This is a genomic window from Priestia megaterium, assembly GCF_009497655.1.
Classification (GTDB): Bacteria; Bacillota; Bacilli; order Bacillales; family Bacillaceae_H; genus Priestia; species Priestia zanthoxyli.
This window is the reverse complement of record NZ_CP023317.1, coordinates 1,563,843-1,589,725: the sequence shown is the minus strand read 5'-3', so window position 1 is coordinate 1,589,725 and position 25,883 is coordinate 1,563,843. Positions and strand designations below refer to the sequence as shown.

The following is a 25,883-nucleotide window of genomic DNA, read 5'->3' as shown; positions in this document are numbered from 1 at the left end:
TTTCAAGCCATTATATGTAAATATATTAAGTTAGTCAACCTTGCATGTCAACCGGTTTCATTCTTAAAGTTATAGTCTGTCTGAATGTTTCATTTTCTTTGAATAACTGTGAATCTGTATATACTACTTTTTCATTTTACTTAGCACTGCAGTTACAGCATATTTTTGCTTACATAATAAAACGAAAGAAAACAGCAGCAGTTGTCGCCATTCTCTTTCGTTTTTAAAAATTATTTATCTGCAGTTAATTGTCCTTGTTGTAAAATACTATTTTTCACAACAGCTGTTTTTGATCCTTTAATACTTAACAAGAAGCTAGGAGCAAACGTAGAGTGTTCCTCTGAATAGAAGCCTCTGTTTGTCATGTAACTTGTAATCACGACATTGTCTCCTTTAACTTGTGGAACTGCAAAATGTGAATACGTGAACGTTTTGTCATTAGGATCGAGGTTCATATGTAAAACAAGTCCTGTATCATTTAGCGGTTTGTATTTTCCTGTCAGCGTATTTGATACGTATCCTAGCATATATACGTCATCTTGGCCGATACCATCAATGGTCATTTTAGACCCGCGAGAATCTGTGAATAAGTACCATTTTCCATCTTTCTTGAATACATTTGCGCGTTCAATTTCATCTGTTACCGTGTTTGAGGTAATCAGTGGATCCATTACTTTTTTTAAGGTATAGTCGTTATTTAGTTCTACAATGCCTAATGCGCCGTTTGCTAAAGAGGCTTTCTTTTTATTAGAACTCTGCAGTAATTTCTCTTTTTCTGATTGGAAAAATGGATTGTTTCCACCGTAGTAAGCTCGATTGTAAAGAGAATCCTCCCCTTGATAACCATCTTCAGTTCCTGTGTTTGCTTCAAACACAAGGTATTTATGCCCTTTATCTTCTACATAGTGAGGATCTCTCAACGTATGATTATCTTCTGAACCATATGCGCCTTCGTCGATAAACTGCTGAATATTTTGATATTTTTTACCATCACCATCAAAAATGGATTTATGATCTTCAACACCTTCAATTTTTAACGTATCTGCACTTGGCTGAGATACATTTACTTGAGCTGTTGTTAAAGTTTGTTTTCCATAGTTTGCACCTGAAAAATTAGTATAGAATAAGCGTACTTTTCCGTCTGATGTTAAAGTAGCAGATCCTGACCATTCTTGTGTTTGTTTTTTCAAATGAGGGTCATTCGGTACAAATTTATCACTGTCTTTGAACACTCTTCCTGCATTTTTCCAACTGTCAATCGACTCTTCACCTATTTTTTTATAAAACACATAAATAGATGTATCATCCGCATCTTTAGGATTGCCTGCTAGCGCAAATACAACTTGGTAACCATGGTAGTTGGCTACTGTTCCGTCAGCATTTTGCAGAGGCCAGCTGTCCCATACGTCTAAGTCAATTAAATTACCCGATTTATCATACCCTTTTGCAGAGGCAATATTTTTGATTGTTGCTTTATCAAAAGCTGGAACTTTAAACTGTTCGCTTTTTTGCTGCTGAGGAATTTTCAGCATGTTATCACGTGTAATATGAGAAACTCTATAATTATTATTTGTATCTTTATGATTGCTTTCAGCTGCCCATGTTTGAGATCCAGCACCTACTAACATAGCTGCAGCAAAAGATAATGCTGTTGTTCGCTTTGCGATTTTCTTAATGTTCATCTGTTTTCTCCCTTTTGTATCATACTTTTTCTTGTGTTACTCACAAGTGATCCATTTTCTATGTATCGAGAAGTCATATCCATCTGGTGAAATAACAGAACCGGTTCCATTACCTTTCCAAGATTACTTGCATAATATTGAAAAGTCAAATAGGTAAAATGGAGTGATCATACCCTTTTTTATCCCTTTGTTTTTTTAATTTAGTTATAAAGTCTTAAATCTTTAACTTTTTAATTAAATCGGCAAATTCATCATCATATTTAACCTACTATTCTTTTATAAGCTTTTCTACAGCTGTTAAAGTACCCAAGCTTCAAGAAAATATCGTTAATGTATTTTTTGTGAAATAGTGGAATAATTTATTATATAATAGTTTCTACTGGTAATAATAAGAGACAAAAGAATTAGGTAATCTCTTTTTATTTTGATTCTTTTATACTGTTAAATTTTATGCAGCTCTTCCCAAGGAATCGCTATCATTTCAATTAATCAATCATACATTTTTCAGGAAATCAAAAAGAGCTCTTTATAAAGAGCTCTTTTTGATTTCATTTATGCTGTCTTTAAATAGCTGTTCTTATCTAAATAAATCAAGTGCCGCAGTACGTTTGATAAGGCTGATTAGACGGAGCAGACGGTGTACAATACTCTAACTGATCCGGCGATTCATATGGGCTAGAAAGCACTTCTAGAAGATTTTCCATAACGCTGTAGTCTCCTTTTTGTGCTGCATCTAGCGCTGCTTCTACTCGGTGATTTCGAGGAATGACAGCGGGATTGTTATGTTTCATAAGCTCTTCCGACTCTGCTTTAGATTGTTTTTGTCTGCCTAGTCTTTTCTGCCATAACTCCTGCCACTGTGCAAATTCTTCGCTTTCAAACAGGTCACTCTTTCCTAGCTTATTGAAAGTTAATGCACGAAATGTATTTGTATAGTCAGCTTTATAGGTTTTCATCATGGTAAGAAGCTCTTGGAATAATGCTTCATCTTCTTTTTCTTCGTTAAAAAGTCCAAGTTTAGCCTGCATACCCGCCAGCCAGTTTTCTCGATAGAATTTTGGAAATTCCGTCACGGCGTTTTGTGCTATTTCAACTGCTTTTTCTATATCTTGATCCAACAGAGGTAATAAAGCTTCAGCAAACCTCGCAAGATTCCACCCTGTAATGCCTGGTTGATTTTGATATGCATAGCGCCCTTGTACATCAATTGAACTAAATACAGTTTCTGGATCATAGGTATCCATAAATGCACATGGCCCATAATCAATTGTTTCTCCGCTAATTGTCATATTATCCGTATTCATGACGCCATGAATAAAACCAATAAGCTGCCATTTAGCAACTAGGGTAGCGTGACGCTTAATCACTTCTTGAAGCAATGATAAATATTTTTTTTCATTCTTTTCTATGTGGGAAAAGTGACGTTCTAATGCATAGTCAGCTAAAGCTTGAAGGTTTTCGACTGTTCCCCATTTTGCAGCAAATTGAAATGTGCCAAAACGAAGGTGACTGGAAGCTACACGCGTCAAAATCGCCCCCGGCAGTTCTTTTTCGCGAACAATGGATTCGCCTGTTGTTACGACTGCCAGGCTCCGAGTAGTCGGAACACCAAGGGCCTGCATCGCCTCACTAATCATATACTCACGCAGCATAGGTCCCAGAGCTGCACGACCGTCTCCACCCCGGGAATACGGAGTTCGGCCTGAGCCTTTAAGCTGAAGATCCACTCGTTCACCCGAAGGCGTAACTTGCTCCCCTATCAGCATAGCCCGTCCGTCTCCTAGCATGTTAAAGTGGCCAAATTGATGTCCTGCATAAGCCTGTGCAAGTGGGAAAGCACCTTTTGGAACACTGTTTCCAGCCAAAATGCTAACTCCTTCTTGGCTTTGCAGCTGTTCTTTTTGTAACCCTAAAGATGCGGCTAAAGAGTCGTTAAATTTGACTATTTTAGGTGAACTCACTGGATTAGGATCAAGAGGCGTAAAAAAAATGTTTGGTAACTCCGCATAGCTATTACGTAAATTCCATCCTGTTTCTTTTTGATTAGTCATCGTATCTCCTTTTCTTCTTGTGTCTTAAAACATAACTCTTTTCTTTACTGATCGTGGTTTTATAAGTGCAGCAGCCCTGCTCTATCCTGCTTTCTTTTGGGCATCTTAGAGCAGGACAGTTTCTCTTTCATTCATTATCTCTTTTACTATTATATCGTATTTGCTCGTACTTTTAATCTAAAGTGCCTTATCCATTTATATACCGCCACTTTGTTGACGAGCTATTAAATGCTCAAAAAAGAAGAAGTATTAATATACTTCTTCCTCTGTATTTTACCCCCAAATATCTTTTAAATTCCAATACGTTAACTCTTTTACGATTACGTCTCCTCCTTCAGTAAATAACTCAATTCCAAGCCTGCTTTCTTTTGGATAAATGCGGCTTGTCATGGTAGCTTGTCCTTCGTTTGCAAATACTTCGATGGAAGAACGATCCACAAATATTCGTAAAGCTAGTGTCTCACCTGCTTGCAACGCTACTTTCCTCACTCCATCTTCTTTTCCCGAGTGAGTACAGTCAAGCACTAGCTTTTGCTCATTAAGGTTATAACACATAAGCGTTTCATCATTGTTTATTCCACAAATTTTTATTCCTACTGATGAAGCTTGGCAGTCCGCTAAATCAAATACAGCTTGTATCTCTAGCAAATCTTCATTTACTTCTACTACATAGCTTTCAGAAAGAGCTTTATTGGTTAGCATATTATATTGAGTTTTCCGAAGTGATGTCAGCTCTTGGACGGGGTTCATTAACACTTTATCCTCTCTTAAAGTTAGTTCTCTCGGAAGCGTTAGCGCACCGCACCATCCATCCTCTTTCGTTGGCATATTAGCTTCCCACATGTCCATCCACCCGATTGCAATTCGTCTTCCTTTATCATCTAAAAGCGTTTGAACAGCATAAAAATCGTGGCCGTGATCTAATTCAATAAATGACCCATGATGAAAAGTATTGGTTTCATAACTATACTCTCCAACTAAATATCCCGTTTGGAAAAGGTTGTGATAGGAATCACCTTTTGCTTCTATCCCTTGAGGAGAAATCATTAACACATGCTTTCCGTCTAACTCAAAGAAGTCCGGACACTCCCACATATATCCTAGATCTCCATCGCTTTTAGCAAGGACGCCAACATATTCCCATTTTCGTAAATTTGAAGACCGGTATAAAATAACGCGTCCCTCTTGTTTCTTTGTTGAGTTTCCTAGAATCATATACCAGAAATCCTCGTGCTTCCATACTTTAGGGTCTCGAAAATGATGAGAACTATCTGCTGGCGGCTCCGCAATAACTGGGTTGACCTCTGCTTTTTCAAAGGTAATGCCGTCTTTACTAACAGCTATATTTTGGTTTTGAAAAAAAGTATCCAGCTCTTTGTCTATATAATTATGTCCTGTATAAATTAGCGTAAGCTCTCCTTCGTTATCCACGGCACTTCCAGAAAAACATCCATCTTTATCAAATGTATCTCCAGGAGCTAAAGCAATCGGTAAATGCTGCCAATGAACAAGATCTTTGCTTTTGACATGTCCCCAATGCATCGGTCCCCAATTCTCGTCATAAGGATGATGTTGATAAAAAACATGATATCCTCCTTTATACTGAACCAACCCATTCGGATCATTAATCCAGTTCGCTGGCGCCATAATATGATACCCTAACCGATATTGATGATTTACCTTTTTCTCTGCTTCATTTAATGAACGTTGAGCTTGCTCGATTTTATTTATCGTTAACATCATCATATCCCCCTATATAATCTGCGTGTTTTCTTGTACATCTTTTCTTATAAACTTATGTTTTTTAGAGTTTAGTAGTGTAAACATGGAAATAACGTTAAATACCAAAACCATACCTCCCATAATTAAATAGGTACGGGAAAAGCCTACGCTATCATATAATCCTCCCGCTATGGGTGAAAGAACTGAAGCACCTATTTGTGAAGCGAATTGGAATCCAACCAAATAAAGGATAGAAGATAGGCGCGTGTCAAAGTTAGCTGCCAAATATTTAAAGATGGCAATGAGCATAATAGGAAGTTCTAATGCATGAATAAGCTTCATCGAAGATATTCCAATTGGACCAACCACAAGTCCTGACCCAATAATACGAAATCCCATTAGAAATCCTGCTAAAATCAAACTATTTTTTGCACCGATCTTATTTACAATAAACGGTGCTGCGAACATCATTCCGGCTTCTAAAAATACTTGAAACGAATTTAAGTAGCCAAATACTTGATTACCTATCGATTCAGTAGGAAACAAAGATGCGTAATAGATAGGAAATTGCTGATCGTATACCCCATACACGCACGTAACGCCAACAACATAAATCATAAAAAACCAAAATTCCTTCAATAAGAATAAATTACCTACATCTCTCAGCGTGACGGATTCAGCTTTTTCCATTTCATAGCTGCTCATTTCTACCTTCACAGAAAAAATAATAGCCACTAGGATAACCGCTGAAACGGATGCCACCCAAAAATTAATATGAGGATTAATGTTAAATAGTTGTCCTGCAAAGAATGTAGCTGCAGCCCAGCCTAATGACCCCCACATTCTAGATTTCCCGTACTCAAATTTATATTTTCGGCTGACTTTCTCTATGTATGTTTCAATCGCTCCGATGCCCGCCAAAAACGCTACTCCTAAATATAAGCCTCCAATAATAGCTCCTATCAACACATTGTATTGAAGTAAGGGCCCATAAACAAAAATATAAAATGGTCCTACAAACACTAAAAGACAGCTAATAAAAAATAAAATGTGCTTCTTTAAACCTATCCTGTCAGATATATATCCGTACAAAGGCTGCATACACAATGCAAAGATAGCGTTTACAGAAAAGATTAAGCCTGTAGCTGATCCGTTCAACTTAATCTCTTGCCCTAACCAGATAGAAAATAAAGAGTAGCTCGACGACCACGTAAAAAAGAAGAAGAAAAAATATGCACTCAGCTTCCAATATAAACTTTTTGAACTTTTCATTTTAGTTACCCCTTTAGCTTAAGATATAAAATCTTTTATCTAACAAAATGAAAGCACTTTCAACTTGATTTTATGTCAACCGGTTTCATATGTCAACCGGTTTCACATTTTATATTGCAAAAAGCTTGTATTAGGCGTAAAAGTGGGCTTTGTGGTATGTTTAAGTTGTTCAATAAACCGTTTACAATCCTTACATAGATTTTTATGTATCAAAATAAAACGTAGCGACTGGAAAGCTGCTCGCTTGATTGCATTTATTTTAAGGCTTTTCCACAGCAGATATATACTATAAAAGCAAGGTTTTGGAGAAATTAGGAGGAAACTAGATGAAAGCCAAAATTAGTGATGTAGCAAAAATTGCAGGTGTTTCACCGACTACAGTTTCTCGTGTATTAAATAACCGTGGTTACATAAGCAAAGAAACGCGAGAAAATGTCTATAAAGCAATGAAAGAAATTAATTATTTCCCAAATGATATTGCGCGTTCATTATTTAATAAGCGAACAAATTTAATCGGGATGATTGTCCCGCAAACGAGCAACCCTTTTTTCGGAGAGTTAGCCTTTCATATTGAAAGTATATGTGCTTCCCTTAACTACAAAGTACTTCTTTGTAACAGTCTGAATCGCATTGATAAAGAAAAAAAATATGTAGAAATGCTTATCAGAAATCAGGTAGACGGTGTTATTGCCGTTACTTATAATAGAGGTATTTTTGATTCCGAAAGTCAAAGCCTTCCTGTAGTAGCAGTCGATCATTATTTATCAAAAGATATTCCTACCGTATCTTCTGATAACTATTCTGGAGGAGAACAAGCCACGGAATTGCTTATTTCAAAAGATTGTAAGCATATTATTCATATTAACGGTCCCCTTAAACTTGAAACTCCAGCTAACTTAAGAAGGAAAGCATATGAAAACGTGATGAAACAGTACGGAAAACAGCCTATCACGTATGAGATTTCAAATACCTTTGACCGCAACATTCAGCGAGAAACTATTTCTAAGGTTTTTGAAGAACATCCGGAAGTAGACGGTATTTTTGCAAGCGATGACTTACTTGCAGCTTTAGTAGTTGCTGAAGCACAAAAAAGAGGAAAATGCATCCCAAAAGATTTAAAAATCGTGGGCTATGATGGAACAGAAGCCAGTCAGACTTTGTTACCTGGCCTAACTACAATTCAACAGCCAATCGAATCGATTGCTCAAACAGCCATTGATATTTTACTAAAAGAAATTGAAGGAGAATTTAGTAATGTCCCCCGTGAAATCTGTCTTCCTGTTAAGCTTCTAGAAGGGCAAACGACGTAAAAATATGTTTTTTATAAAATAAATATCAGTTTGTTGCATATTCTTCTTCCTTTATTCACACCTTAACGTTACAGAAAGGAGTTGAATACAATGGCAAACAATAAAAGCAGCAATAATAATGAATTATTAGTATACGGAGCTGAACAAGCAATCGATCAAATGAAATATGAAATCGCTAGCGAGTTCGGAGTAAATTTAGGAGCTGACACTACTGCACGTGCAAACGGATCAGTAGGCGGCGAAATCACAAAACGTCTTGTACAATTAGCTGAGCAACAACTTGGCGGCGGACGTTTCTAAGACAATTTCATACACACCATGACTTAAGGAAGAATGGATATCCATTCTTCCTTTTCATATATTTAATTTCCATCTTTATATAAAAATTATTATTGCTCATCTTCTTTACTGACTGATTTTGTTTTTCCTTTCTTTAGTACAGCACTGATTCCTAAACAACAGACAGCTGCTATCCATCCGGAGATGAGAAAATAAACAGAAGTATTTGCAAAGAGTGTACCTATTAAAATAAACAGGCCTCCGAGAATAATAAAAAAGACGTGACCTTCACCAATTTTTTTCACCTTCATCACCTCTCCCCTACCTGCGTATACAAACTAATGTTCAGATACAAAAGAAACTTCTTGATAAACAAGAAGTTTTCTTACGTCCGTTTCTTTTTCAATAAAAAATAAAGGTGTTTTCTTTTTATTTATTCAACAAAACCACTCAATATTCTTCTCAATTACGTGCTATTTAATAATTTCTTCTGTTTTATACTCTTTCATAAATACATCAATAACATCTCCTGCTTCCTCGTTCTCCTCCTGCATTTGAACGAGTATTTCGTTTTGTGCATTTAATGACATTTTTTCTTATGTCTTTTATTTAAGCAAAACAAAAAAACGGCTTTTATCAGCCGTTTTTTTGTTTTGCTTTTCGATTATGAAAAAGCATATTTATTTCTTTATTTGACCGTTCTCTGTATCAGGTATCATACGTTTATTGATTCCGAATGCGTAAAAACTAATGACAACGAGAGCGAGGAAAATAACCCCTACAATAAGTGAAATACGCGTTTCATCATTAAACCACATGCCTACGAGCACCATTAGTAGAAAAGCAATGGTTACATAGTTCGTTACAGGCGCAAAAGGCATTTTGAAAGGATGACTATCCATTTCAGCACCTTTAGCTTTACGGAAACGAATTTGGCTGATAAGAATAATGAACCAAGGAATCATTCCAGGAAGCACGCTAGCACTGTATACATAAACAAATACATTAGGTGGAGCGATGTAGTTTAAAATAACACCAATTACTAATCCAATCATAACAGCGAGCGTACTGTAAATTGGAACGCCGTTGCGAGAAATTTTTGTAAAGAATTTAGGTGCTTGACCGTTTACACCGAGCGTATAAAGCATGCGTCCTGCACTAAAGATTCCGCTATTACAGCCTGACATCGCTGCCGTAATGACTACAAAGTTAATGATACCTGCAGCTGCCGTAACACCAACTTTAGCAAATGTAGATACAAATGGACTTCCTAAAGAATCTAACTCATTCCAAGGATATACCGTCACGATGACGAAAATAGCGCCAATATAAAAAATTAAAATGCGCCAGATGATGCTTTGAATTGCGCTTGTTAACGTTTTTTTAGGATCCTTTGCTTCACCAGCTGTAATCCCAATTAGCTCGACTCCTTGATAAGCTGCAATAACAAGAGATAGCGCGAAGAAAAAGCCTGACCATCCCCCTGCAAAGAAGCCTCCGTGTGCCCAAAGATTTGATAACCCGATTGCGTCTCCATCATTTCCAAATCCAAAGAAAATTAATCCAAGTCCCGCGATAATCATTAAAATAATTGTTACAATTTTAATCATCGCAAACCAAAATTCAAACTCTCCAAATGATTTCACTGAAACTAAGTTTGCTGTGCCTAAAATCAACATGGCGATAATACCAGGCACCCAAGCTGGTAAATGAGGGAACCAGTAATGCATATATGCTCCTACCGCTATAATTTCGGACATCCCTACGATTACAAATTGAAACCAGTTACTCCAAGCAGCCATATAACCTGCTAATGGATGAATATATTTGTGGCCAAATGTAGCGAATGAACCTGTGCTTGGTTCCATGTACAGCATTTCGCCCATAGCACGCATAATAAAGAAAATAAACATTCCGCAAATTGCGTAAGCAAGCAATACCGATGGACCTGTCCATTGAATCGTGCTTGCTGATCCCATAAATAATCCAACGCCAATTGTTCCACCAAGCGCGATCATTTGAATGTGACGAGATTCTAAGCCTCTTTTTAACTCTTTGTCTGCCATTCCATTTCCTCCTCCTAAACTTGTTATAGCTCTGTTAGGAAAGATACTTTCTGTTTCTGATGGAACAGCTGTCGTTTTTAAATCATTCCATTTTTACCTAGTACCTTTACAACTAAACTATTTTTTCTATTTTTAGCTATTCGACTGTATAATTACTTATTTTATAATAATAAATTTTCCTCAGAAATACAATTGTTTTTTTCAGAAAAACACTTAAGTAAACCATTTACCTCTGTCAAATCAGTCATTTTCGTAAAATAGTTTTTTATTTCAGTATAATTAAAATTTTATGAATATTAAAATAAATATAGTCTCAGCTTGGATGCTGGAACACTCTCTTTCACAAGGATAACGAAATGAAACCATTACTTAATCGAATAAATTCCTTTTTTCTACTTTTACGTTTTTTCTTTCTTTTCTTAGGGAAAGTATCCATAGAAAATAGAGATGAGGAGGGATTTTTCATGTGGCAAGCTGCGATGTGGGGCGGAATTTCAGGATCAGCTGTCCTTCTTGGTGCTTTGGCAGCAGTTTTTTTGCCTATCGGCAAAAAGATAATTGGTTATATTATGGCTTTTGGGACGGGTGTATTAATTGGAGCATCTACCTATGAGCTGCTTGGAGACTCGGTTCATAGCGGCGGGTTAAAAGCTACTTCTCTTGGGTTCCTTGCGGGGGCTGTCGTTTTTACTTTTTTAGACTATCTAATTTCACGTCAAGGAGCGAATAAAAGAAAGAGGTCTACAAAACAAATGGCCGCGAATAGTTCTGGAATTGCTATATTTATAGGAACCGTCATGGATGCAATCCCAGAGTCCATTATGATTGGAGCTAGCTTAATTGAAAAAGCAACCGTTAGCTGGCTTCTTGTTATCGCTATTTTTATAAGTAATATTCCTGAAGGACTGTCCAGTACGACCGGTCTAGTAAAAAGCGGATTCTCTAAGAGGAAAATTTTTTTACTATGGGCAGCTGTTTTGTTCATTTCAGCTTTTAGTTCATGGACAGGCTTTGTTTTTTTAGATCATGCATCTGAGACACTTATGGCTGCTATTGCTGCTTTTGCCGGCGGTGGTATTATTGCTATGGTAGGTTCTACAATGATGCCAGAGGCCTATGAAGAAGGAGGTTCTATTACAGGATTGATTGCTGCACTTGGATTACTTGCTTCATTGATACTGGATCATTTTTCTTAATCGTCTTCATACTACTTTTATCGTTTCCAAGTAGAAAACAGAAAGCCTTCTACTTGGAGATATTTATCTCAAGCACATTATGATAAATGTGTCTTCTTAATAAATAAAATCGTAGTTCTCTCTTATTTCCTGAGTAAAAGCTTTCCAATCCGTAGCTTCAAATTCCGCATCCCGTGCTTTTAACTCTTTTTCCATTCCTTGAATCTCTTGAACAGCTTCTATTGTTCTTTCACTTCCTGGCCCTACTCTCCAAATTAATTCTTTGTATTCTTTAATTTTATCCATTAGATAACCTGTCTCTAATTCTTTATATTTAGACATATTAGCTGACTCCTTTTACTTCATTCTTTCTTCTAAGATATCATATTTCTCCTTTATGGATAAGCCTCTCCTCTGACGTTTCTTTAACCTCAAAGATAGGAAATACAACAACAAAAAAGCAAGCACAAGTGCTTGCTTTCACTATTATTAAGGCAGTGGTTCAACCGCTACGTTCCCTACCGTTACAGCTTCTGTATATGCGTTCGTACTGCTTTGGCGTAAACGGAGATTAGCACTCCCCGCTGCACTTGGATTTAGTTGGACATTTACAACCTTTTCTCCATTTCCATCTGCGTCCGTTGTAATTGAAAAATTGCTGCTGTATCCATAGGATGACGGCCAGCTTCCATCTGCGTTTTGGACTTTAGCAATTTGAGTTCCCGATCCGTTATATACACCTAGATTAAACGTGCTGTACGCAGTGTTAGCTGAAAGCCCGCTTACCTTTACGCGTATTTGGAATACGCCGCTCGTTGGTAAAATGGCTTGATGTTCAAATGTGTAAGCACTAGCAGTTGGTGGTTGCGTAGTTCCACCTTTATAACCATATGAACCAGATGCAAAAGTTGACGTATCGTACCATTTATACCCTGCTGTAGGTGCTGACCATGGTTCTGGCTGAGGCTCAGTGGACTGACTTGGCGTTTCCGACGAAAGTAATGCTGTAGCTTGATCCAATTGAAGTCCTGATACTTGATTCAAAGAAATATAGCTTTCTTGCTTCGCTAACCAATTGACCATATTTACAAGCAGTGTAGAATCGTCTTGTTCCTTAAATCCGTCATATGTGGTTTTAGAAGATCCTGTATCTTCTCGTTTATATTTTGGTGTAGCATCTTCAACCGGTGAAGAATCTCCTATAAAAGCAGCTTTACCTGCCCCTACTTTTGAAACAGCAGCAAAAGGACCTTCTGCTCTTCCCCCTCCGTTATACACTCCTTGATCTACAGCATTTGACCATTTTGCCGTTGTCTTAGGAAGATACACAATTCCTTTTGCTTTGTTTGGGTCCGTAATTGCAACCGTAGAACCAGCATGCATAGCAACGGTGGAAACACCTAGCGTAATACCGAATGCTTGAGAAGGAGATACAATATCATTGGCTGTCACATCACCAATGGCATTATAGCGAAAGCGAACACCAAAGTTACTTGCTAACCAGTCAGAACTTGTTACGTTTTGCATTGCCTCAGAGTTTGCTTCTTCCGTTGTCATGCCTTTTGCTGGGTTTGTCCATGCTCCACGACGGTACCCGTTAAAAACTTCTGAAGAATCCCAGCGGTTTTTGTTTCGGTCTGCATTGTAATGATCAGCAATAAAGAAGACGCTTCCCCCGTTCTGAACATATTGTAAAAGGGCAGCTTGTTCAGAAGATTTATACGGAATATTTGCTTCTGGCACAACAAACACACTATAACCGCTAAGGTCACTGTATGTAATCGGCGTAGATTTCCGCAGCTCTTTTACATCAAACCCGCTGCCAGCCAGCCCTTTCCCAAAATCAGAAAAACCTCCGTCAATAACCCAATCTGCTGTACCCGCCGTTTGACCATGGGTATTATCAAACAAGATTTTTTTACCATTGTTTTCATTTACAACAGAAGCTTTAATTTCTGGTGCAGGGTCAGCAGCGCTTTCTGCTGATGCTGGATGAGTAGTAAAAGGCAGTGAGATAGATAAAGCTGTACACATTGTCAAAACGGCATAACCTACGCGATTATATTTTTTCCGCATATAAAATGCTCCCCTCAAATTTTTGCAACGCTTGTCTTTTCAAGAGGATTATAGCAGGTTCATTTATGATTTTTTTAAATTTATTGTAAATAATATATATTTTTTCAAAAAAGGTTCTTTATACCTTATATTTGTCGAGACATTCCCTTTTAAATATGCCCATGATTATATGTAAAATTTGTTAACGATAACGACTTGAATATTCGAGAATACTGCGCAGCATTTGACGTGTACTCTTTGATTCGTTTGCGCGTTCTTTATATTCAAGAGGACGACTAGGCGTTGACTTATTTTCTTCTTTATACTGAGAATTTTTGTGTTCTGACACGTTTTTTCACTTCCCTATCTCTATTTTATCCAGAGCAGCTCAAAGCTGCTCTTTTGTCTGTCACTCTTTTATTTGTTATGACGACTTGCTTTTGCTTTTTGAAGCTCATCTGTATGAATATCGTTTGATAAAATATTTTTATTCACATTATCAACAGAAGCTGCTGCACTGCTGCTGACTCCTTGGTTTGTGCTTTTATTTTGTTTACTCATTTCATCCACCTCCATGTATAACGTCTATATTTTATGGAGTTATAAAAAGAAAATAAGAGGTAGTATTAGGAAAATGACTTTCTTTTCTTTTTGCTTGCATCCTCATATTGAATAAAAATAAAATCTCCATATTTAACAGAATGCACCAGAAATAAATGTTCATACTAAGAGTAGAAATTCTGCATATTCATTTTGAAAATATAGGAGGAACTAAGTGTGAGTATAAATAGAAACACACTATCCATTTTTGCTTTAGGGGGCATTAATGAAATAGGAAAAAATATGTATGCCGTTCAATATGATGATGACATCATTGTAATTGACTGTGGCTCTAAATTCCCTGACGAAAGTTTATTAGGAATTGATTTGATCATACCTGATATTACATACTTGCAAGAGAACCGAGAAAAAGTTCGAGCACTGGTTGTTACGCATGGTCATGAAGATCATATCGGAGGTATTCCTTATCTTCTAAAACAGTTAAGCCTCCCCATTTATGCAACAAGCCTTACACTCGGATTAATCGATATTAAACTGCAGGAACATCAATTATCTGCTGAGACGGAGCTTATTGAAATCAACGAAGAGTCAGAAATTACATTAGGCAATATTCCGCTTTCTTTTTTTAAAACGAATCACAGCATTCCAGATTGCCTTGGAATTGTCTTTCATACGCCTGAAGGAGCTGTTGTACATACGGGAGATTTTAAGTTTGATTTAACTCCTGTTAACGACCAATATCCAGATCTTCATAAAATGGCGAAAATCGGCAGTGAAGGTGTACTGGCTTTAATATCAGAAAGTACAAATGCTGAACGCCCCGGATTTACACCTTCAGAAAAGCTAGTTGGCAAACATATAGAAGAAGCTTTTCGTAAAGCAAAGCGAAAAGTGATTATTTCTACTTTCGCCTCGAATGTTAACCGCGTACAGCAAATTGTCGATGCAGCGATTAAAACGAACAGAAAGCTTGCGCTGCTAGGAAGAAGCATGGTTAACGTTGTATCAGTTGCCTTAGAGAAAGGATATTTAACCATTCCTGAAGGGATGCTGATTGAACCTTATGAAGTACATTCACTTGCGCCTGAACAAGTCGCTATTCTCTGCACTGGAAGCCAAGGCGAGCCGATGGCCGCTCTATCTAGATTAGCCAGCGGAAATCATCGACAAGTAGAGATTCTTCCTGAAGACACGGTCATTTTATCAGCAGGGCCTATTCCTGGCAATGAACGTAATATCTCTCGTATTGTCGACAGTCTTTTCATACTCGGGGCTCATGTGATTTACGGTTCAGGAAGCGCAACAGGCATGCACGTATCAGGACATGGCTATCAAGAAGAGCTAAAATTAATGGCTACATTGATGAAGCCAAAGTATTTTATCCCCATTCACGGTGAGTTTCGAATGCTTCATCACCACAGCTTATTAGCAGAATCCGTAGGGGTGGAAAAAGCGAACATTTTTATTATAAATAACGGTGATATTGTCGACATCAAGGGCGGAACAGCTGTTCAAACAAGAAAAATCTCTGCAGGCAATGTATATGTAGATGGGTTTGGCATTGGGGATGTTGGAAATGCGGTTTTACGTGACCGCAAACAGCTTTCAGAAGATGGCATGCTGGTTATTGTGATTACTTTAAATAAAACGGAAGGAAAAATTGTGTCGGGTCCAGATACAATTTCGCGAGGTTTTGTTTATACAAGAGACTCAGAGCAGCTATTAAAAGACGTTAATCGACAAGTGACTAAAATTGTAAATCAATTGCAAAAAGCGCACGTTCACCAATGGAACATCATGAAAAAAGAAATTAAGACCACCCTTGGACAGTTCTTATATAACCAAACGAAAAGAAGACCTATGATTCTTCCCATCATTATTGAAGTTTAATCCCTCCAGCAAAAACTGCCTTAGTCCCCACTAAGGCAGTTTTTCCCTTATAAATCCGAAGCTTAACCTAAAGTTAGAAGTTGCCTTCTGTAGTTTATGAATAGGCACTGCTTTTATATGTATGGTTAAAAGTGTTAGGTGTATTTCTTCTTTTTTACCCCATTCTATAAGAGAGATATTTCACCGCAAATATCTTGTGAAAGTATCCTATCCTTGAGGTGATTATGATGAATGATAAAAATCATGTAGATCAGCATTCAGAACTATTCCGCCACAACTGGACGAGACCGAAGCGTTCAAAGTCCCAAGTAAATGGACATACAGAGATGTCTCAAACGAACATCATCTTGCGAAGTAATGCAAAAGCTCATCGTTGGTAAGGATACACTTCAACAAAAAAAAGACGCGAACGCGTCTTTTTTTGTTATTGGCCGTCTGCCCCGCTTTGAGTTATCTTGCGAATATGACCATCTTCATAATTATTTTCTCGTAGCGCTTTTGCTTTGTCATCTACTACTTGTTTTTGATCTACTTGTGAAGAAGGAGTCTGCTTGTTTTTTGGCATGATCATAACCACCTTTTATTTTGTAATTGTACAACGTGCATAGTGTCCCTCATAAAGATTAAATATATGTTAACTAGCGGCTTCTTCTTCTTTCCACTTATGGCGCAGTTTTAAAATAACAAGGCTTATAACAATTAAAAAGCCTAAGCTTGCAAAGAAACCTGGTCTGCTTGCAGATTCTAACAGCGTACCGCTTACTGCTAGCAGGATTAATAAGAGGCCAACAGCTTGTTTTACTTTATCCCAAACGGTTTGTTTAATTAAGCGATGAAACGAAATTAAAATAAAAAACCAGTTATAAATCAGCATCAGTCCAGCTGCTGTTGTAATGTACTCATAAATTTTCCCGGGCAATAGCAAGGAAAGGACAATAGAAATAACTAATCCCGCTGTTGTTAAAAGTAAAGCCGGTAAAGGAAACTGCAGCTTTTTCTGTTTTTGTTTTGAAAACAATGCAGGAGCATCTCCATCTTCTGAAAGAGTGACAATCATTGTTGTTACGGAAAAAAAAGACGCTGACATCGTTGAGAAACCCGCAATAATCATTGCTCCATTAAAAACATGAGGAAAAAATGGAAGATGATATGTTTCTAAAGCCTTTATAAATGGACTTTGATTTCCATGGAAATCATGAAATGGCACAATTAAAATAGCTAAACTCAGTGAAACAATATAAATAATTCCAAGAAGAATAAGCATACTTCTTCCCGCTTTCGGTGCGTCTTCTTTTTTTTCTAAACGAACCGTCATGATTCCCATGACTTCGATGCCGCCGAAAGCATAAAAGGCATAAAGCAAAGCGCCCCATAAACCTAAAAATCCATGAGGAAATACTTCACTTATCGTTCGCGGCACTCCTTGTTTTGCACCTTCGTCAAGAAATCCAAATAAAGCGAGACTAGCTAATACAATAAACATTAAAATAGCAGCCACTTTTGTGACAGCAAATACATTTTCCATTCGTTCAAAGCCTTTTGTCCCGATTAATACAACACTAATGCCTAAAACAGCATAAATAGAGGCAAAGACCCACAGTGGAATATCTTCAAACCAAAAACGTGTAAAAAGAGATAAAGCCGTGAGCTGACTCCCCATGATCAGCATCTCTGAACTCCAGTACACCCATCCGCTGCTAAATCCTGCCCATCTTCCATAAGCTTTTTTAGCATAGGAGCGAAACGAACCTTTTTGAGGATCTTGAGCACTCATTTTAGCAAGCGCCTCAAATACAATAAATGTGCATACTCCTGCTAGTAAAAAAGCAATTAAAACAGAGGGCCCGGCTGCTTTTATGGCAATACTTGATCCTAAAAAATAGCCTGTGCCGATTATGCATCCTACTCCGATTAAAGACAGCTGCCACCATTTTAATTTCCCTTCAACTTGACTTCCGCAGCCTATTTTCTTTTTCACTCTATCACTCCTCACACTTCGATGTAGTGTGTGATAGTTTGAAAAATTTATGCGTAAAAAGAAGCATCTTTTCTATTATTTTTCAACGTACTGAAAACACTTTAGATTCAGCACTTCTTTTAGCCTAATTGCTGTGCGGCTTGCCAGCCGAAATATAGGCCAAACCCTATTAAAGATAACCCCGATACAACGGACACGGCAGTTAAAAACGTCGCAGCTAAGTATCGTCGAAACGTGCTTGCTAAAGCTGCCATCGCAATATCCCAGGCCAGAATTCCCGTAAAAATAGCGCAGCTATATAAGATAAGCTGTTCAGTTTCATATGTATTAGCCGTTTTTGCTAAAACAGAGCCATAAATGCCAAGCCAAAAGAGAATTGTAAGCGGATTCGTTAATGACAGCAAAAAACCTGAGAAAAAACACTTTAACACAGAATCACCGTTTGTTTTTCTATGCTGTGTAATCCTCCCTGCACCCATTAGCCCCTCAACACCTGTATAAATTAATACAAAGCACCCAAACGAAAAAAGAAACGTTTTCATAAAATCGCTACTTAAAAAATGAACGGATCCAAAATAAACTACAAGCATATAAAGAGCGTCAACCGATGTTGCTCCTATACCTAAGAACCAAGCATGCAAAAAACCACTTTTAATTCCTTTATCAAGCTGAGCTGCATTGATTGGACCGATTGGCGCAGCTAATGATAGCCCTAATAATACATAGCTGAAAAAAGCCCCCACATACATCCACCCTCTATCACTTCTAAGATTTTATAAATTGAACTATGATAAATCTATGCAACCTGCTTAGCTTGTACTACGTAATTTTTATTTTATTTCTAAATCCTTTTGTATAGCTACGAAGAACCAGCGCATGTTAACTGTAAATACTATACAGAAGGGTGAGAAGCATGAATTCATACACTCATATTAAAGAAGCATTACAATTAGCTGAACAGGCTGTTTGTCAAGGGCAGATGAATTTGGATGCAGCCAATTTTCAAAAAGCTCAAATGCAGTTGAATATGGTTCAGCAGCAAATTAATGAACAAAAAGAAGCGGCGTCTGGTGATAAAGAATTAAAACGAATGGAAGAACACTTAAGACATTTACGCGAAGCACAGCAAGCTATTCAGCAAAATTTTTAATAAGAGTAATAAACATAACTGTTTTCTCACTTCCAGATAAACAAATCTGAAAAAGCTCTAAGAACACACTGCGTTCTTAGAGCTTTTAATCCTTTATCCTAAAAAAAGAAAGGAGAAAAACTCCCTTCTTTTTTTACATTAATTATACTTTTGCCGGAACTTTAACGCCCATGATCGCTTTTGGCTCTAGATATTCTTCAATACCAAATGCTCCCCACTCGCGTCCAATACCAGATTGTTTGAATCCGCCGAATGGCGCAGCTCTGTCTTGCTCGGCATCGTTAACGATGATTTGACCAGCTCTAATGTTTTTAGCAACATAGTCAAGTGTTTCTTGGTCTTTTCCGACCGCATAGCCTGCAAGTCCATAAACTGTATCATTTGCAATTTCAAGAGCTTGCTCTAGATCATCATACGTAATAATAGTTGTTACAGGTCCGAAGATTTCTTCTTGTGCAATAACCATATCATTTGAAACGTCAGTAAAGACTGTCGGTTTAACAAAGTACCCTGTCTCTAAGCCGTCCGGTTTGCCCGTTCCGCCAGTAAGAAGCTTTGCACCTTCATCCATTCCTTTTTGAATATAATCCTGTACGCGATCCCACTGTTTTTCCGCTACGAGCGGTCCAGTTACGTTGTCTTTATCTAACGGATCACCAACTGGGAATGATGGTAGAACTTTCTTCACTGCTTCTTCAAATTTTTCTTTCATAGAGGCAGGAATGATAATGCGCGTTGCTGCCGTACATACTTGCCCTGTATTCATTGCAATGTGTGAAACTGCTATTTTAGCCGCTTCTTCTACATCCGCATCCTCTAATACAACTAGCGGTGATTTCCCGCCTAGCTCAAGGGCTACTTTTTTGATTGTTTTAGCAGCGTTTTGCATAATTTTCTCGCCTACAGCACCTGATCCTGTAAATGATACAAAATCAATGTCCGGGTGAGAACTAATACCGTCACCGATTGTGCTTCCCGTTCCGTTTACAAGGTTAAAGGCACCTTTTGGTACACCAGCTTCATCAATGATTTCTGCTAATATCATCGCTGCATACGGTGTAAGTTCTGATGGTTTTAATACCATTGGACTTCCTGCTGCGATAGCTCCTGCAATTTTAGTAGACGTTTGATTTGTTGGGAAGTTCCATGGTGTAATAAGTCCGCTTACTCCAATAGACTCTTTTACAACCTTGTAGCTTCCATGATCTTTTTCAAATGTGTAATCTTCAAGCGCATTAGCTGCTTCTTTAAAGTGGCTAAGTCCCATTTCATAGTGCACTTCTTCTGAAATTTTTAAAGGAGCGCCAAGCTCTTCAGTCATAACTTCAATAAGCTCCTGTTTACGCTTTTCATATCCTTTTGCAATATTGCGAAGCATTTTAATTCGCTCTTCTTTTGTTGTTCTTGAAAATGTGGGAAGGGCTGCTTTAGCTGCTGCCACGGCTTTATCTAGATCTTCTTTTGTACCTAAGCTAATTTTACCAATTGATTTTTCAGTAGCAGGATTGATCACATCTGACGTTTCGCTTCCTGTTGATTCAACCCATTCTCCGTTAATAAAGTGTTTTAAATTTGTACGCATTGATTTGATCTCTCCTTTTAGTTTGTTAATTATTGAACTATGTCATCTAGTTTTTATCTACCCGCCTGTCTGCTTCTCAAACACCACTGGTATTATTTTTTGTTTCTTCCACAGCCTTATCCCTTTTCCAATCGGCTTTTTGCAGCTGAAATTTTTTTCCTCTGCAGCTTTTTAGTTCTTTATAACAAACAGAGATTGAGTCATAACGAAATCAATCCCATCTAAAGATAAACAAATGGGATAAAGGACTTAGTATGGGTTATTTGTTATTCCGCTGTTGATTTCCCTGCAAGCCTTTTCTTTCTGCGTGCGGTCGATTAGCCTCCTCATCGCTTACGCTTCTGCTTGGTCTCACTAAATGAAACTCATATTCACCATAACCACAAAAAAATCCGAACGAGTTTGATTCTCCATCAAGAATCTCGATTACTCGTTCGGATCTTCCTTCAACTAAAACACTTTTGTTCCAGCTTCTTTTTATTAACGTACTTCTTGTAAACGATGTACTGCTCTGCTTTCAATTAACGGTTCTGTTTGCTGTCTGTATTGTTGATAGTGAGGTGTTTCAATGTGAGCTTCAACATCTTCTTTGCTTTTCCATTTCTCATAAAAAACAAATGTGCCTGCTTTGTCTGTATCCTGGTGGAGAATGTATTGAATACATCCTTTTTCTTCTCTTGATGGTTCAATAACTTTTACTAACTCTGATCGAAGCTCTTCTTCTTTTCCTGGCTTGGCTTGTAAAATGGCGTTAATAATAACTTCTGACATCATTTTTCCTCATTTCTTTTAAAAAATAGTCTCCATAAAAAGCTTCCCTCTTTTTGTATTCATTACACTGACCATCATATTTTTTGTATGATGATGGATCTCTCTAGTCCAAAACAGCAAAACATACACATTATCTACGGCGGTCTTTGTTGATGCTGTTAATAAAAAAGCCTGTAGTCCTACAGGCTTTTTTACATCTTAGTTTAATAATTGTTTCACGACTGCTTTTGCTACACTGATTGTTGACTGAGGATTTTGACCTGTTATTAGGTTGCCATCTGCTTGTACATTATCGGTCCAGTTTGGAGCAGTTACTACATTTGCACCAAGTTCACGCAGGCGTGTTTCCAAAAGAAACGGCATGAAGCGGTCTAATGTTGTTTCACGTTCTTCATCATCTGTAAACGCAGCGACATCTTTTCCTTCCACCAACGGCTTTTCATCTGATAATGTAACACCTACTAAGCCTGCGGGTCCATGGCATACAGCGGCTACTACTTTGTCTCCTTCGTATAGTTCACGAATTAAAGCATGAAGCGTTTGATTATCTGGCAGATCAAACATTGTGCCATGACCGCCTGGTAAGAAAACAGCATCAAATTTAGCACTGTCTGTAATTGTATCAAGTTTTAGGGTATTCTCTAGATGCTTAGCTGTATTTAAGATTTCTTGAGAAGTCTCTCCTTCAAGGCTGCGAGCATCCACCGGCGCTTTTCCTCCTAGAGGACTTGCTACAGTAATCGTAAATCCAGCTTTTTCAAACTCTACGTACGCTTCACCAAATTCAGAAAGCCAAAGGCCTGTTGGATGATTTTCTTTCATTTTGTCAGCCGTTGTTACGACCATTAATATATGTTTAGACATAGTAACGTCCTCCTGTAAATAAAGATAGTATTTTCTGTTTCCGCCTTACACATCATATTGTAAGAGAGGAATTACTATAATACAAATTAGAAAATAGCTGCTTATCCATAAATATTTTTATAGATACTGTGGACGTCTTTGTTAATAAAGCATCTGTGAAAGAAACAATCATCTAACACCTGAACTTATTTTTTATACACTCAAAAAAACCGCCCTTTTGAGTAAGCGCGGTTTTTTCCAGAAAAGCATAGAATCTATTTTTTATGTTAAAGAGCAGATTGAGCGTTCATTTGTTTCACGTTCTTTTCTCCCGTTTTTTTAAGACTCATCATAAAAATAAACGAAATACAGTACAGCCCCGCCAAGTACGTCATCGCTACCGTCATATCATAGCTTTGCAAAAGATAGCCGACAAGAATGGGTGACAACCCTCCGAGCGCTCTCCCGAAGTTAAAAATAGTGTTCGTTGCAGTACTGCGAACTTCTACCGAATAGTGACTGCTGATCAAGGCTCCGTATCCTGCGAACATTCCGTTTGAGAAAAATCCGACAACAGCTCCTCCTATAAGCAGCCCTGCACTTCCTTCGGCATACGAGTATAAAAATACCGCACACGCTGAAGCGAGAAGAAAAATTCCAAAAGTACGCTTCGAACCAAAACGATCCATAAATTGACCAAATGTTAGCATGCCTATAATCATTCCAACGGCTGTACTGATTGTCCAAAGAGCTGAACTTGAAACAGAGAGTCCTTGTGATTGCTGAAGCATAGACGGAAGCCATATCATGAGTCCGTTATAGCCTGCAATTTGAACGGTAGCCATCACTGCCAGAGAAATAGTCGTCATCGCCGTCTTAGGCGTAGCAAATAGTTGACGTAGCTTGCCATTATTTTTAACAACGGCTGTTTTCTCTTTTTGAGCTTTTAACCACTCAGGAGATTCGTTTAAATTTTTTCGTACGATAAAAGCAAAAATGACGGGGATAATTCCGACAAAAAACAGCGCTCTCCATCCGAAAATCGGCAGGATCAGAGAACTTAAAAGCGCCGCAAGAATAACTCCAAATTGTGCGCCAATACTAACATAAGATGAAGCTCTTCCTTGCTTATGTTTCGGCCACGCTTCTGCAACAAGAGCCATACCGATTCCGTACTCTCCTCCAGCCCCAATTCCGGCAATAAATCGTGAAGCATACACTTGTTCAACATTTGCTGCAAAACCTGTTAATGCCGTTCCGACTGCAAATAGAAGAACCGTGTAGGTAAAAACCCGCACTCTTCCAAATTTATCTGCTAAAATTCCGAAGATGACTCCGCCTATCAGCATTCCTATATTCGTAATAGAAGAAATAAGTCCACCCGTTGCTAAATCAATGTGAAATTCAGCGATAATCATTGACATAGCAAACGAGATAAACATAATGTCCATCCCTTCTAACGTCAAACCTGCTACTGATGCTACAACTGTCTTGTTACGATAATTCATGTTGTTCCACCCTCCACTGTATTCTTTCTGTATCAACGCTCTTTCTTTTTTGAAGGAATGGATAAAATAACATATGTCCATTCTCTTTTGAAGCCTCTCTGGACTTCGTTTAAAAGAGGTACGTAACGCATAAAAGCCCTTTTGTCGCAGAGGGCAAAAGGGCACAGATAGGCATAGAAGCAGTAAATAAGTGATCCGTCCTTTTCGGCCTCTCTGGACCGTCTTAAAGGCAATTATTATATTAATCATTATGTTAACACGCCGCACAAAAGCTTTCAATAAGAAAAATATCTTTTTTAAAGCAGCTATGTGCATCTCTCACTTTTTACGTTCATACTATTTTGTCCATTATTTTTAAATATGGTTAAAACCAAAACCTAACGTATCATGTTCAAAGCCTTTTTTCGGTGCACCTATCGTTCCATACACACAAACGCTAATCCATTCCTCGCTTGATCCTGAGAACTCAATTTTTCCGCGCACAATTGAAAATGTGAGTCCTACCGTCCGTAAAATATCACCTAGCTGCAGCGTTCCTCGACTAACTCCTTGAATAGCTTCAAGTATAGCATGATAAAGAGCGTGGACTTCCCGGTACGACTGGGCATTAATAATATTGTTTGTCTTGGCGCTCGTTTCAATTGCGGCCACAACTTTAGACAGCTCCATCGCTCCGACTTTTCCAACTGTATAGCTATATCCTCTCTCATTGATTTCCTTTTCAATACCTTCAGCTAGTTCCGTATTATGTAAAAGAACGAGTAAAGATGTTAATCTTCCCATTGAAAAATCATTAACTTGTTGAAATTTATTGTTCAACTGTCATTCCCTCCCTTCTATCCCCTTATTATTTTAACAGACGGTACCTAAAAGGGTGCTGATTATTCAGCGAACGAGCGCTCACTTAAAGGGTCAGAGAATCTATGTGTACTGTCCACCACTGTTACGAAGTAGAACTTGCAACAAGTAACTCACCTTTTAGTAAGCGCTTACTTTATTGTCAAGGAAGAAATCATTTTTCTCTACTTACGTTAAGACAAGCTGTGATTCAACTTTTAACTTTCCCAGCATCTCTCTCGTCATTTTTTCTAGGTTATATTCTGCTTTAAATCCCCACTCTTCTTTCGCACAGCTGGAATCTATATGGTTGGGCCAGCTTTCAGCAATTGCTTGTCGAACAGGATCTACTTGGTAGTTCAGCACAAATTCCGGAATTGTTTTTCTGATTTCAGCTGCCATTTGTTCTGGATCAAAGCTCATGGCAGAAACGTTAAATGAATTTCGATGCTTCAGCTTAGAACCGTCTGCTTCCATTAGTTGGATGACAGCGTTTAGTGCGTCAGGCATATACATCATATCCATATAGGTTCCTTTGTCGATATAAGACGTATAGCGCTTATGTTTAACGGCTTCATAATAAATTTCAACAGCGTAGTCCGTTGTCCCTCCACCTGGAGGCGTTACGTATGAAATTAAGCCTGGAAAACGTAGCCCTCGTGTATCTACTCCGAATTTATGGTGATAGTAATCGCAAAGTAATTCACCCGCTACTTTATTAACACCATACATCGTGGTAGGACGTTGAATTGTATCCTGCGGCGTCCAGTCTTTTGGAGTCGTTGGACCAAATGCACCAATTGAACTTGGAGTAAAAAATTGGCACTTCAGCTCACGAGCTACTTCGAGCGCGTTTACTAATCCGCCCATATTTAGATTCCAAGCTAGAAGCGGCTTTTGCTCGGCTGTCGCTGATAACAGCGCAGCCAAGTGAATAACCGTATCGACTTTATGCTTTTCGGCGATCGTAAATAACGCAGTCTGATCCGTTACGTCTAAAATCTCGAATGGACCTGAAGTCACAACATCGCTCGTCGTCTTGCGAATATCAGTGGCAATAATATTTTCTGAACCATATATCTCTCTCATTTTCATTGTTAATTCAGAACCGATTTGTCCTAGAGACCCCGTTATTAATACTTTTTTCATCT

At 38.0% G+C, this 25,883-nt stretch carries 25 protein-coding genes; 6 read left to right on the top strand and 19 right to left on the bottom strand.

Annotation, left to right across the window (positions count from 1 at the left end):
- Window positions 1–230: 230 nt before the first annotated feature.
- The 4 genes from CEQ83_RS07935 to CEQ83_RS07920 all read right to left on the bottom strand — a co-directional run bounded on the left by CEQ83_RS07935 (window position 231) and on the right by CEQ83_RS07920 (window position 6,727).
- Window positions 231–1,682, bottom strand: coding sequence for a glycoside hydrolase family 68 protein (locus tag CEQ83_RS07935; RefSeq protein ID WP_028413932.1), 1,452 nt, complete (start codon window positions 1,680–1,682; stop codon window positions 231–233).
- A gap of 590 nt (window positions 1,683–2,272) precedes the next feature.
- Complete coding sequence (locus tag CEQ83_RS07930) at window positions 2,273–3,733, bottom strand: protein adenylyltransferase SelO (RefSeq protein WP_154991512.1); 1,461 nt, start codon at window positions 3,731–3,733, stop codon at window positions 2,273–2,275.
- Window positions 3,734–4,006: 273 nt separating this feature from the next.
- Complete coding sequence (locus CEQ83_RS07925) at window positions 4,007–5,464, bottom strand: glycoside hydrolase family 32 protein (protein WP_186807938.1); 1,458 nt, start codon at window positions 5,462–5,464, stop codon at window positions 4,007–4,009.
- 21 nt (window positions 5,465–5,485) lie between these two features.
- The gene (locus CEQ83_RS07920) at window positions 5,486–6,727 is read right to left on the bottom strand and encodes an MFS transporter (protein ID WP_028413935.1); all 1,242 of its coding nucleotides are present in this window, start codon (window positions 6,725–6,727) and stop codon (window positions 5,486–5,488) included.
- A gap of 326 nt (window positions 6,728–7,053) precedes the next feature.
- On the opposite strand from CEQ83_RS07920, the gene CEQ83_RS07915 reads away from it, so the two are divergent.
- Together CEQ83_RS07915 and CEQ83_RS07910 are read left to right on the top strand one after the other, a co-directional pair.
- Window positions 7,054–8,037, top strand: a complete 984-nt coding sequence (locus CEQ83_RS07915; protein ID WP_028413936.1) for a LacI family DNA-binding transcriptional regulator — start codon at window positions 7,054–7,056, stop codon at window positions 8,035–8,037.
- Between the two features lie 90 nt (window positions 8,038–8,127).
- Entirely contained in the window at window positions 8,128–8,337 is a 210-nt protein-coding gene (locus tag CEQ83_RS07910) for an alpha/beta-type small acid-soluble spore protein (RefSeq protein WP_013058452.1), read from the top strand.
- Between the two features lie 89 nt (window positions 8,338–8,426).
- Here CEQ83_RS07910 and CEQ83_RS07905 read toward each other — a convergent pair whose 3' ends face one another.
- Both CEQ83_RS07905 and CEQ83_RS07900 read right to left on the bottom strand, forming a co-directional pair.
- Window positions 8,427–8,627: a hypothetical protein gene (locus CEQ83_RS07905; protein WP_028413937.1), complete on the bottom strand. Its 201-nt coding sequence runs from the start codon at window positions 8,625–8,627 to the stop codon at window positions 8,427–8,429.
- A gap of 369 nt (window positions 8,628–8,996) precedes the next feature.
- Complete coding sequence (locus CEQ83_RS07900; RefSeq protein ID WP_033578512.1) at window positions 8,997–10,382, bottom strand: amino acid permease; 1,386 nt, start codon at window positions 10,380–10,382, stop codon at window positions 8,997–8,999.
- Window positions 10,383–10,846: 464 nt separating this feature from the next.
- On the opposite strand from CEQ83_RS07900, the gene CEQ83_RS07895 reads away from it, so the two are divergent.
- A complete protein-coding gene (locus CEQ83_RS07895; protein WP_033578511.1) occupies window positions 10,847–11,578 on the top strand; it encodes a ZIP family metal transporter in 732 nt (243 codons plus the stop codon).
- A gap of 96 nt (window positions 11,579–11,674) precedes the next feature.
- Here the strand turns inward: CEQ83_RS07895 and CEQ83_RS07890 are convergent, their stop codons facing one another.
- The 4 genes from CEQ83_RS07890 to CEQ83_RS26990 all read right to left on the bottom strand — a co-directional run bounded on the left by CEQ83_RS07890 (window position 11,675) and on the right by CEQ83_RS26990 (window position 14,173).
- Window positions 11,675–11,899 (bottom strand): hypothetical protein, encoded by a 225-nt coding sequence (locus tag CEQ83_RS07890; RefSeq protein ID WP_028413940.1) that lies wholly within the window; start codon window positions 11,897–11,899, stop codon window positions 11,675–11,677.
- Window positions 11,900–12,046: 147 nt separating this feature from the next.
- Window positions 12,047–13,633 carry a type 1 glutamine amidotransferase family protein gene (locus tag CEQ83_RS07885; RefSeq protein WP_049163765.1) on the bottom strand — a complete coding sequence of 529 codons (1,587 nt, stop codon included), beginning with the start codon at window positions 13,631–13,633 and terminating at the stop codon, window positions 12,047–12,049.
- A gap of 181 nt (window positions 13,634–13,814) precedes the next feature.
- Entirely contained in the window at window positions 13,815–13,961 is a 147-nt protein-coding gene (locus tag CEQ83_RS07880; protein ID WP_155017158.1) for a hypothetical protein, read from the bottom strand.
- Between the two features lie 68 nt (window positions 13,962–14,029).
- Complete coding sequence (locus CEQ83_RS26990) at window positions 14,030–14,173, bottom strand: hypothetical protein (protein ID WP_165573353.1); 144 nt, start codon at window positions 14,171–14,173, stop codon at window positions 14,030–14,032.
- A 216-nt stretch (window positions 14,174–14,389) separates the two neighbouring features.
- Here CEQ83_RS26990 and CEQ83_RS07875 point away from each other — a divergent pair, with 216 nt between their 5' ends.
- Together CEQ83_RS07875 and CEQ83_RS07870 are read left to right on the top strand one after the other, a co-directional pair.
- The gene (locus CEQ83_RS07875; RefSeq protein WP_154991514.1) at window positions 14,390–16,063 is read left to right on the top strand and encodes a ribonuclease J; all 1,674 of its coding nucleotides are present in this window, start codon (window positions 14,390–14,392) and stop codon (window positions 16,061–16,063) included.
- Between the two features lie 227 nt (window positions 16,064–16,290).
- A complete protein-coding gene (locus CEQ83_RS07870; RefSeq protein ID WP_014460817.1) occupies window positions 16,291–16,443 on the top strand; it encodes a YpzG family protein in 153 nt (50 codons plus the stop codon).
- 44 nt (window positions 16,444–16,487) lie between these two features.
- Here CEQ83_RS07870 and CEQ83_RS26985 read toward each other — a convergent pair whose 3' ends face one another.
- From CEQ83_RS26985 to CEQ83_RS07860, 3 genes are all read right to left on the bottom strand, one after another.
- The gene (locus CEQ83_RS26985) at window positions 16,488–16,628 is read right to left on the bottom strand and encodes a hypothetical protein (RefSeq protein WP_013082476.1); all 141 of its coding nucleotides are present in this window, start codon (window positions 16,626–16,628) and stop codon (window positions 16,488–16,490) included.
- A gap of 69 nt (window positions 16,629–16,697) precedes the next feature.
- Complete coding sequence (locus CEQ83_RS07865; protein ID WP_028413943.1) at window positions 16,698–18,041, bottom strand: amino acid permease; 1,344 nt, start codon at window positions 18,039–18,041, stop codon at window positions 16,698–16,700.
- 119 nt (window positions 18,042–18,160) lie between these two features.
- The gene (locus CEQ83_RS07860) at window positions 18,161–18,784 is read right to left on the bottom strand and encodes a LysE family transporter (protein WP_080754396.1); all 624 of its coding nucleotides are present in this window, start codon (window positions 18,782–18,784) and stop codon (window positions 18,161–18,163) included.
- A gap of 170 nt (window positions 18,785–18,954) precedes the next feature.
- Here CEQ83_RS07860 and CEQ83_RS07855 point away from each other — a divergent pair, with 170 nt between their 5' ends.
- Complete coding sequence (locus CEQ83_RS07855) at window positions 18,955–19,191, top strand: hypothetical protein (protein WP_098627160.1); 237 nt, start codon at window positions 18,955–18,957, stop codon at window positions 19,189–19,191.
- A gap of 142 nt (window positions 19,192–19,333) precedes the next feature.
- Here CEQ83_RS07855 and CEQ83_RS07850 read toward each other — a convergent pair whose 3' ends face one another.
- The 6 genes from CEQ83_RS07850 to CEQ83_RS07825 form a co-directional block, all read right to left on the bottom strand.
- Window positions 19,334–20,773: an aldehyde dehydrogenase family protein gene (locus tag CEQ83_RS07850; RefSeq protein WP_034266655.1), complete on the bottom strand. Its 1,440-nt coding sequence runs from the start codon at window positions 20,771–20,773 to the stop codon at window positions 19,334–19,336.
- Between the two features lie 480 nt (window positions 20,774–21,253).
- Window positions 21,254–21,544, bottom strand: coding sequence for a putative quinol monooxygenase (locus CEQ83_RS07845; protein WP_098627159.1), 291 nt, complete (start codon window positions 21,542–21,544; stop codon window positions 21,254–21,256).
- A 198-nt stretch (window positions 21,545–21,742) separates the two neighbouring features.
- Entirely contained in the window at window positions 21,743–22,408 is a 666-nt protein-coding gene (locus tag CEQ83_RS07840) for a type 1 glutamine amidotransferase domain-containing protein (protein ID WP_028413948.1), read from the bottom strand.
- A gap of 266 nt (window positions 22,409–22,674) precedes the next feature.
- Entirely contained in the window at window positions 22,675–23,895 is a 1,221-nt protein-coding gene (locus tag CEQ83_RS07835) for an MFS transporter (protein WP_049163753.1), read from the bottom strand.
- 354 nt (window positions 23,896–24,249) lie between these two features.
- Complete coding sequence (gene hutP / locus CEQ83_RS07830; protein ID WP_154991515.1) at window positions 24,250–24,714, bottom strand: histidine utilization transcription antiterminator HutP; 465 nt, start codon at window positions 24,712–24,714, stop codon at window positions 24,250–24,252.
- Window positions 24,715–24,921: 207 nt separating this feature from the next.
- Complete coding sequence (locus CEQ83_RS07825; protein ID WP_034266646.1) at window positions 24,922–25,881, bottom strand: L-threonine 3-dehydrogenase; 960 nt, start codon at window positions 25,879–25,881, stop codon at window positions 24,922–24,924.
- Window positions 25,882–25,883: the final 2 nt, after the last annotated feature.

Bases quoted from the DNA above. Each gene is read 5' to 3' on its own strand.
- CEQ83_RS07935 (WP_028413932.1), bottom strand. From the start codon at position 1,682: ATGAACATTAAGAAAATCGCAAAGCGAACAACAGCATTATCTTTTGCT.
- CEQ83_RS07930 (WP_154991512.1), bottom strand. From the start codon at position 3,733: ATGACTAATCAAAAAGAAACAGGATGGAATTTACGTAATAGCTATGCG.
- CEQ83_RS07920 (WP_028413935.1), bottom strand. From the start codon at position 6,727: ATGAAAAGTTCAAAAAGTTTATATTGGAAGCTGAGTGCATATTTTTTC.
- CEQ83_RS07915 (WP_028413936.1), top strand. From the start codon at position 7,054: ATGAAAGCCAAAATTAGTGATGTAGCAAAAATTGCAGGTGTTTCACCG.
- CEQ83_RS07910 (WP_013058452.1), top strand. From the start codon at position 8,128: ATGGCAAACAATAAAAGCAGCAATAATAATGAATTATTAGTATACGGA.
- CEQ83_RS07905 (WP_028413937.1), bottom strand. From the start codon at position 8,627: ATGAAGGTGAAAAAAATTGGTGAAGGTCACGTCTTTTTTATTATTCTC.
- CEQ83_RS07900 (WP_033578512.1), bottom strand. From the start codon at position 10,382: ATGGCAGACAAAGAGTTAAAAAGAGGCTTAGAATCTCGTCACATTCAA.
- CEQ83_RS07895 (WP_033578511.1), top strand. From the start codon at position 10,847: ATGTGGCAAGCTGCGATGTGGGGCGGAATTTCAGGATCAGCTGTCCTT.
- CEQ83_RS07890 (WP_028413940.1), bottom strand. From the start codon at position 11,899: ATGTCTAAATATAAAGAATTAGAGACAGGTTATCTAATGGATAAAATT.
- CEQ83_RS07885 (WP_049163765.1), bottom strand. From the start codon at position 13,633: ATGCGGAAAAAATATAATCGCGTAGGTTATGCCGTTTTGACAATGTGT.
- CEQ83_RS26990 (WP_165573353.1), bottom strand. From the start codon at position 14,173: ATGAGTAAACAAAATAAAAGCACAAACCAAGGAGTCAGCAGCAGTGCA.
- CEQ83_RS07870 (WP_014460817.1), top strand. From the start codon at position 16,291: ATGAATGATAAAAATCATGTAGATCAGCATTCAGAACTATTCCGCCAC.
- CEQ83_RS26985 (WP_013082476.1), bottom strand. From the start codon at position 16,628: ATGCCAAAAAACAAGCAGACTCCTTCTTCACAAGTAGATCAAAAACAA.
- CEQ83_RS07855 (WP_098627160.1), top strand. From the start codon at position 18,955: ATGAATTCATACACTCATATTAAAGAAGCATTACAATTAGCTGAACAG.
- CEQ83_RS07850 (WP_034266655.1), bottom strand. From the start codon at position 20,773: ATGCGTACAAATTTAAAACACTTTATTAACGGAGAATGGGTTGAATCA.
- CEQ83_RS07845 (WP_098627159.1), bottom strand. From the start codon at position 21,544: ATGTCAGAAGTTATTATTAACGCCATTTTACAAGCCAAGCCAGGAAAA.
- CEQ83_RS07840 (WP_028413948.1), bottom strand. From the start codon at position 22,408: ATGTCTAAACATATATTAATGGTCGTAACAACGGCTGACAAAATGAAA.
- CEQ83_RS07835 (WP_049163753.1), bottom strand. From the start codon at position 23,895: ATGAATTATCGTAACAAGACAGTTGTAGCATCAGTAGCAGGTTTGACG.
- CEQ83_RS07825 (WP_034266646.1), bottom strand. From the start codon at position 25,881: ATGAAAAAAGTATTAATAACGGGGTCTCTAGGACAAATCGGTTCTGAA.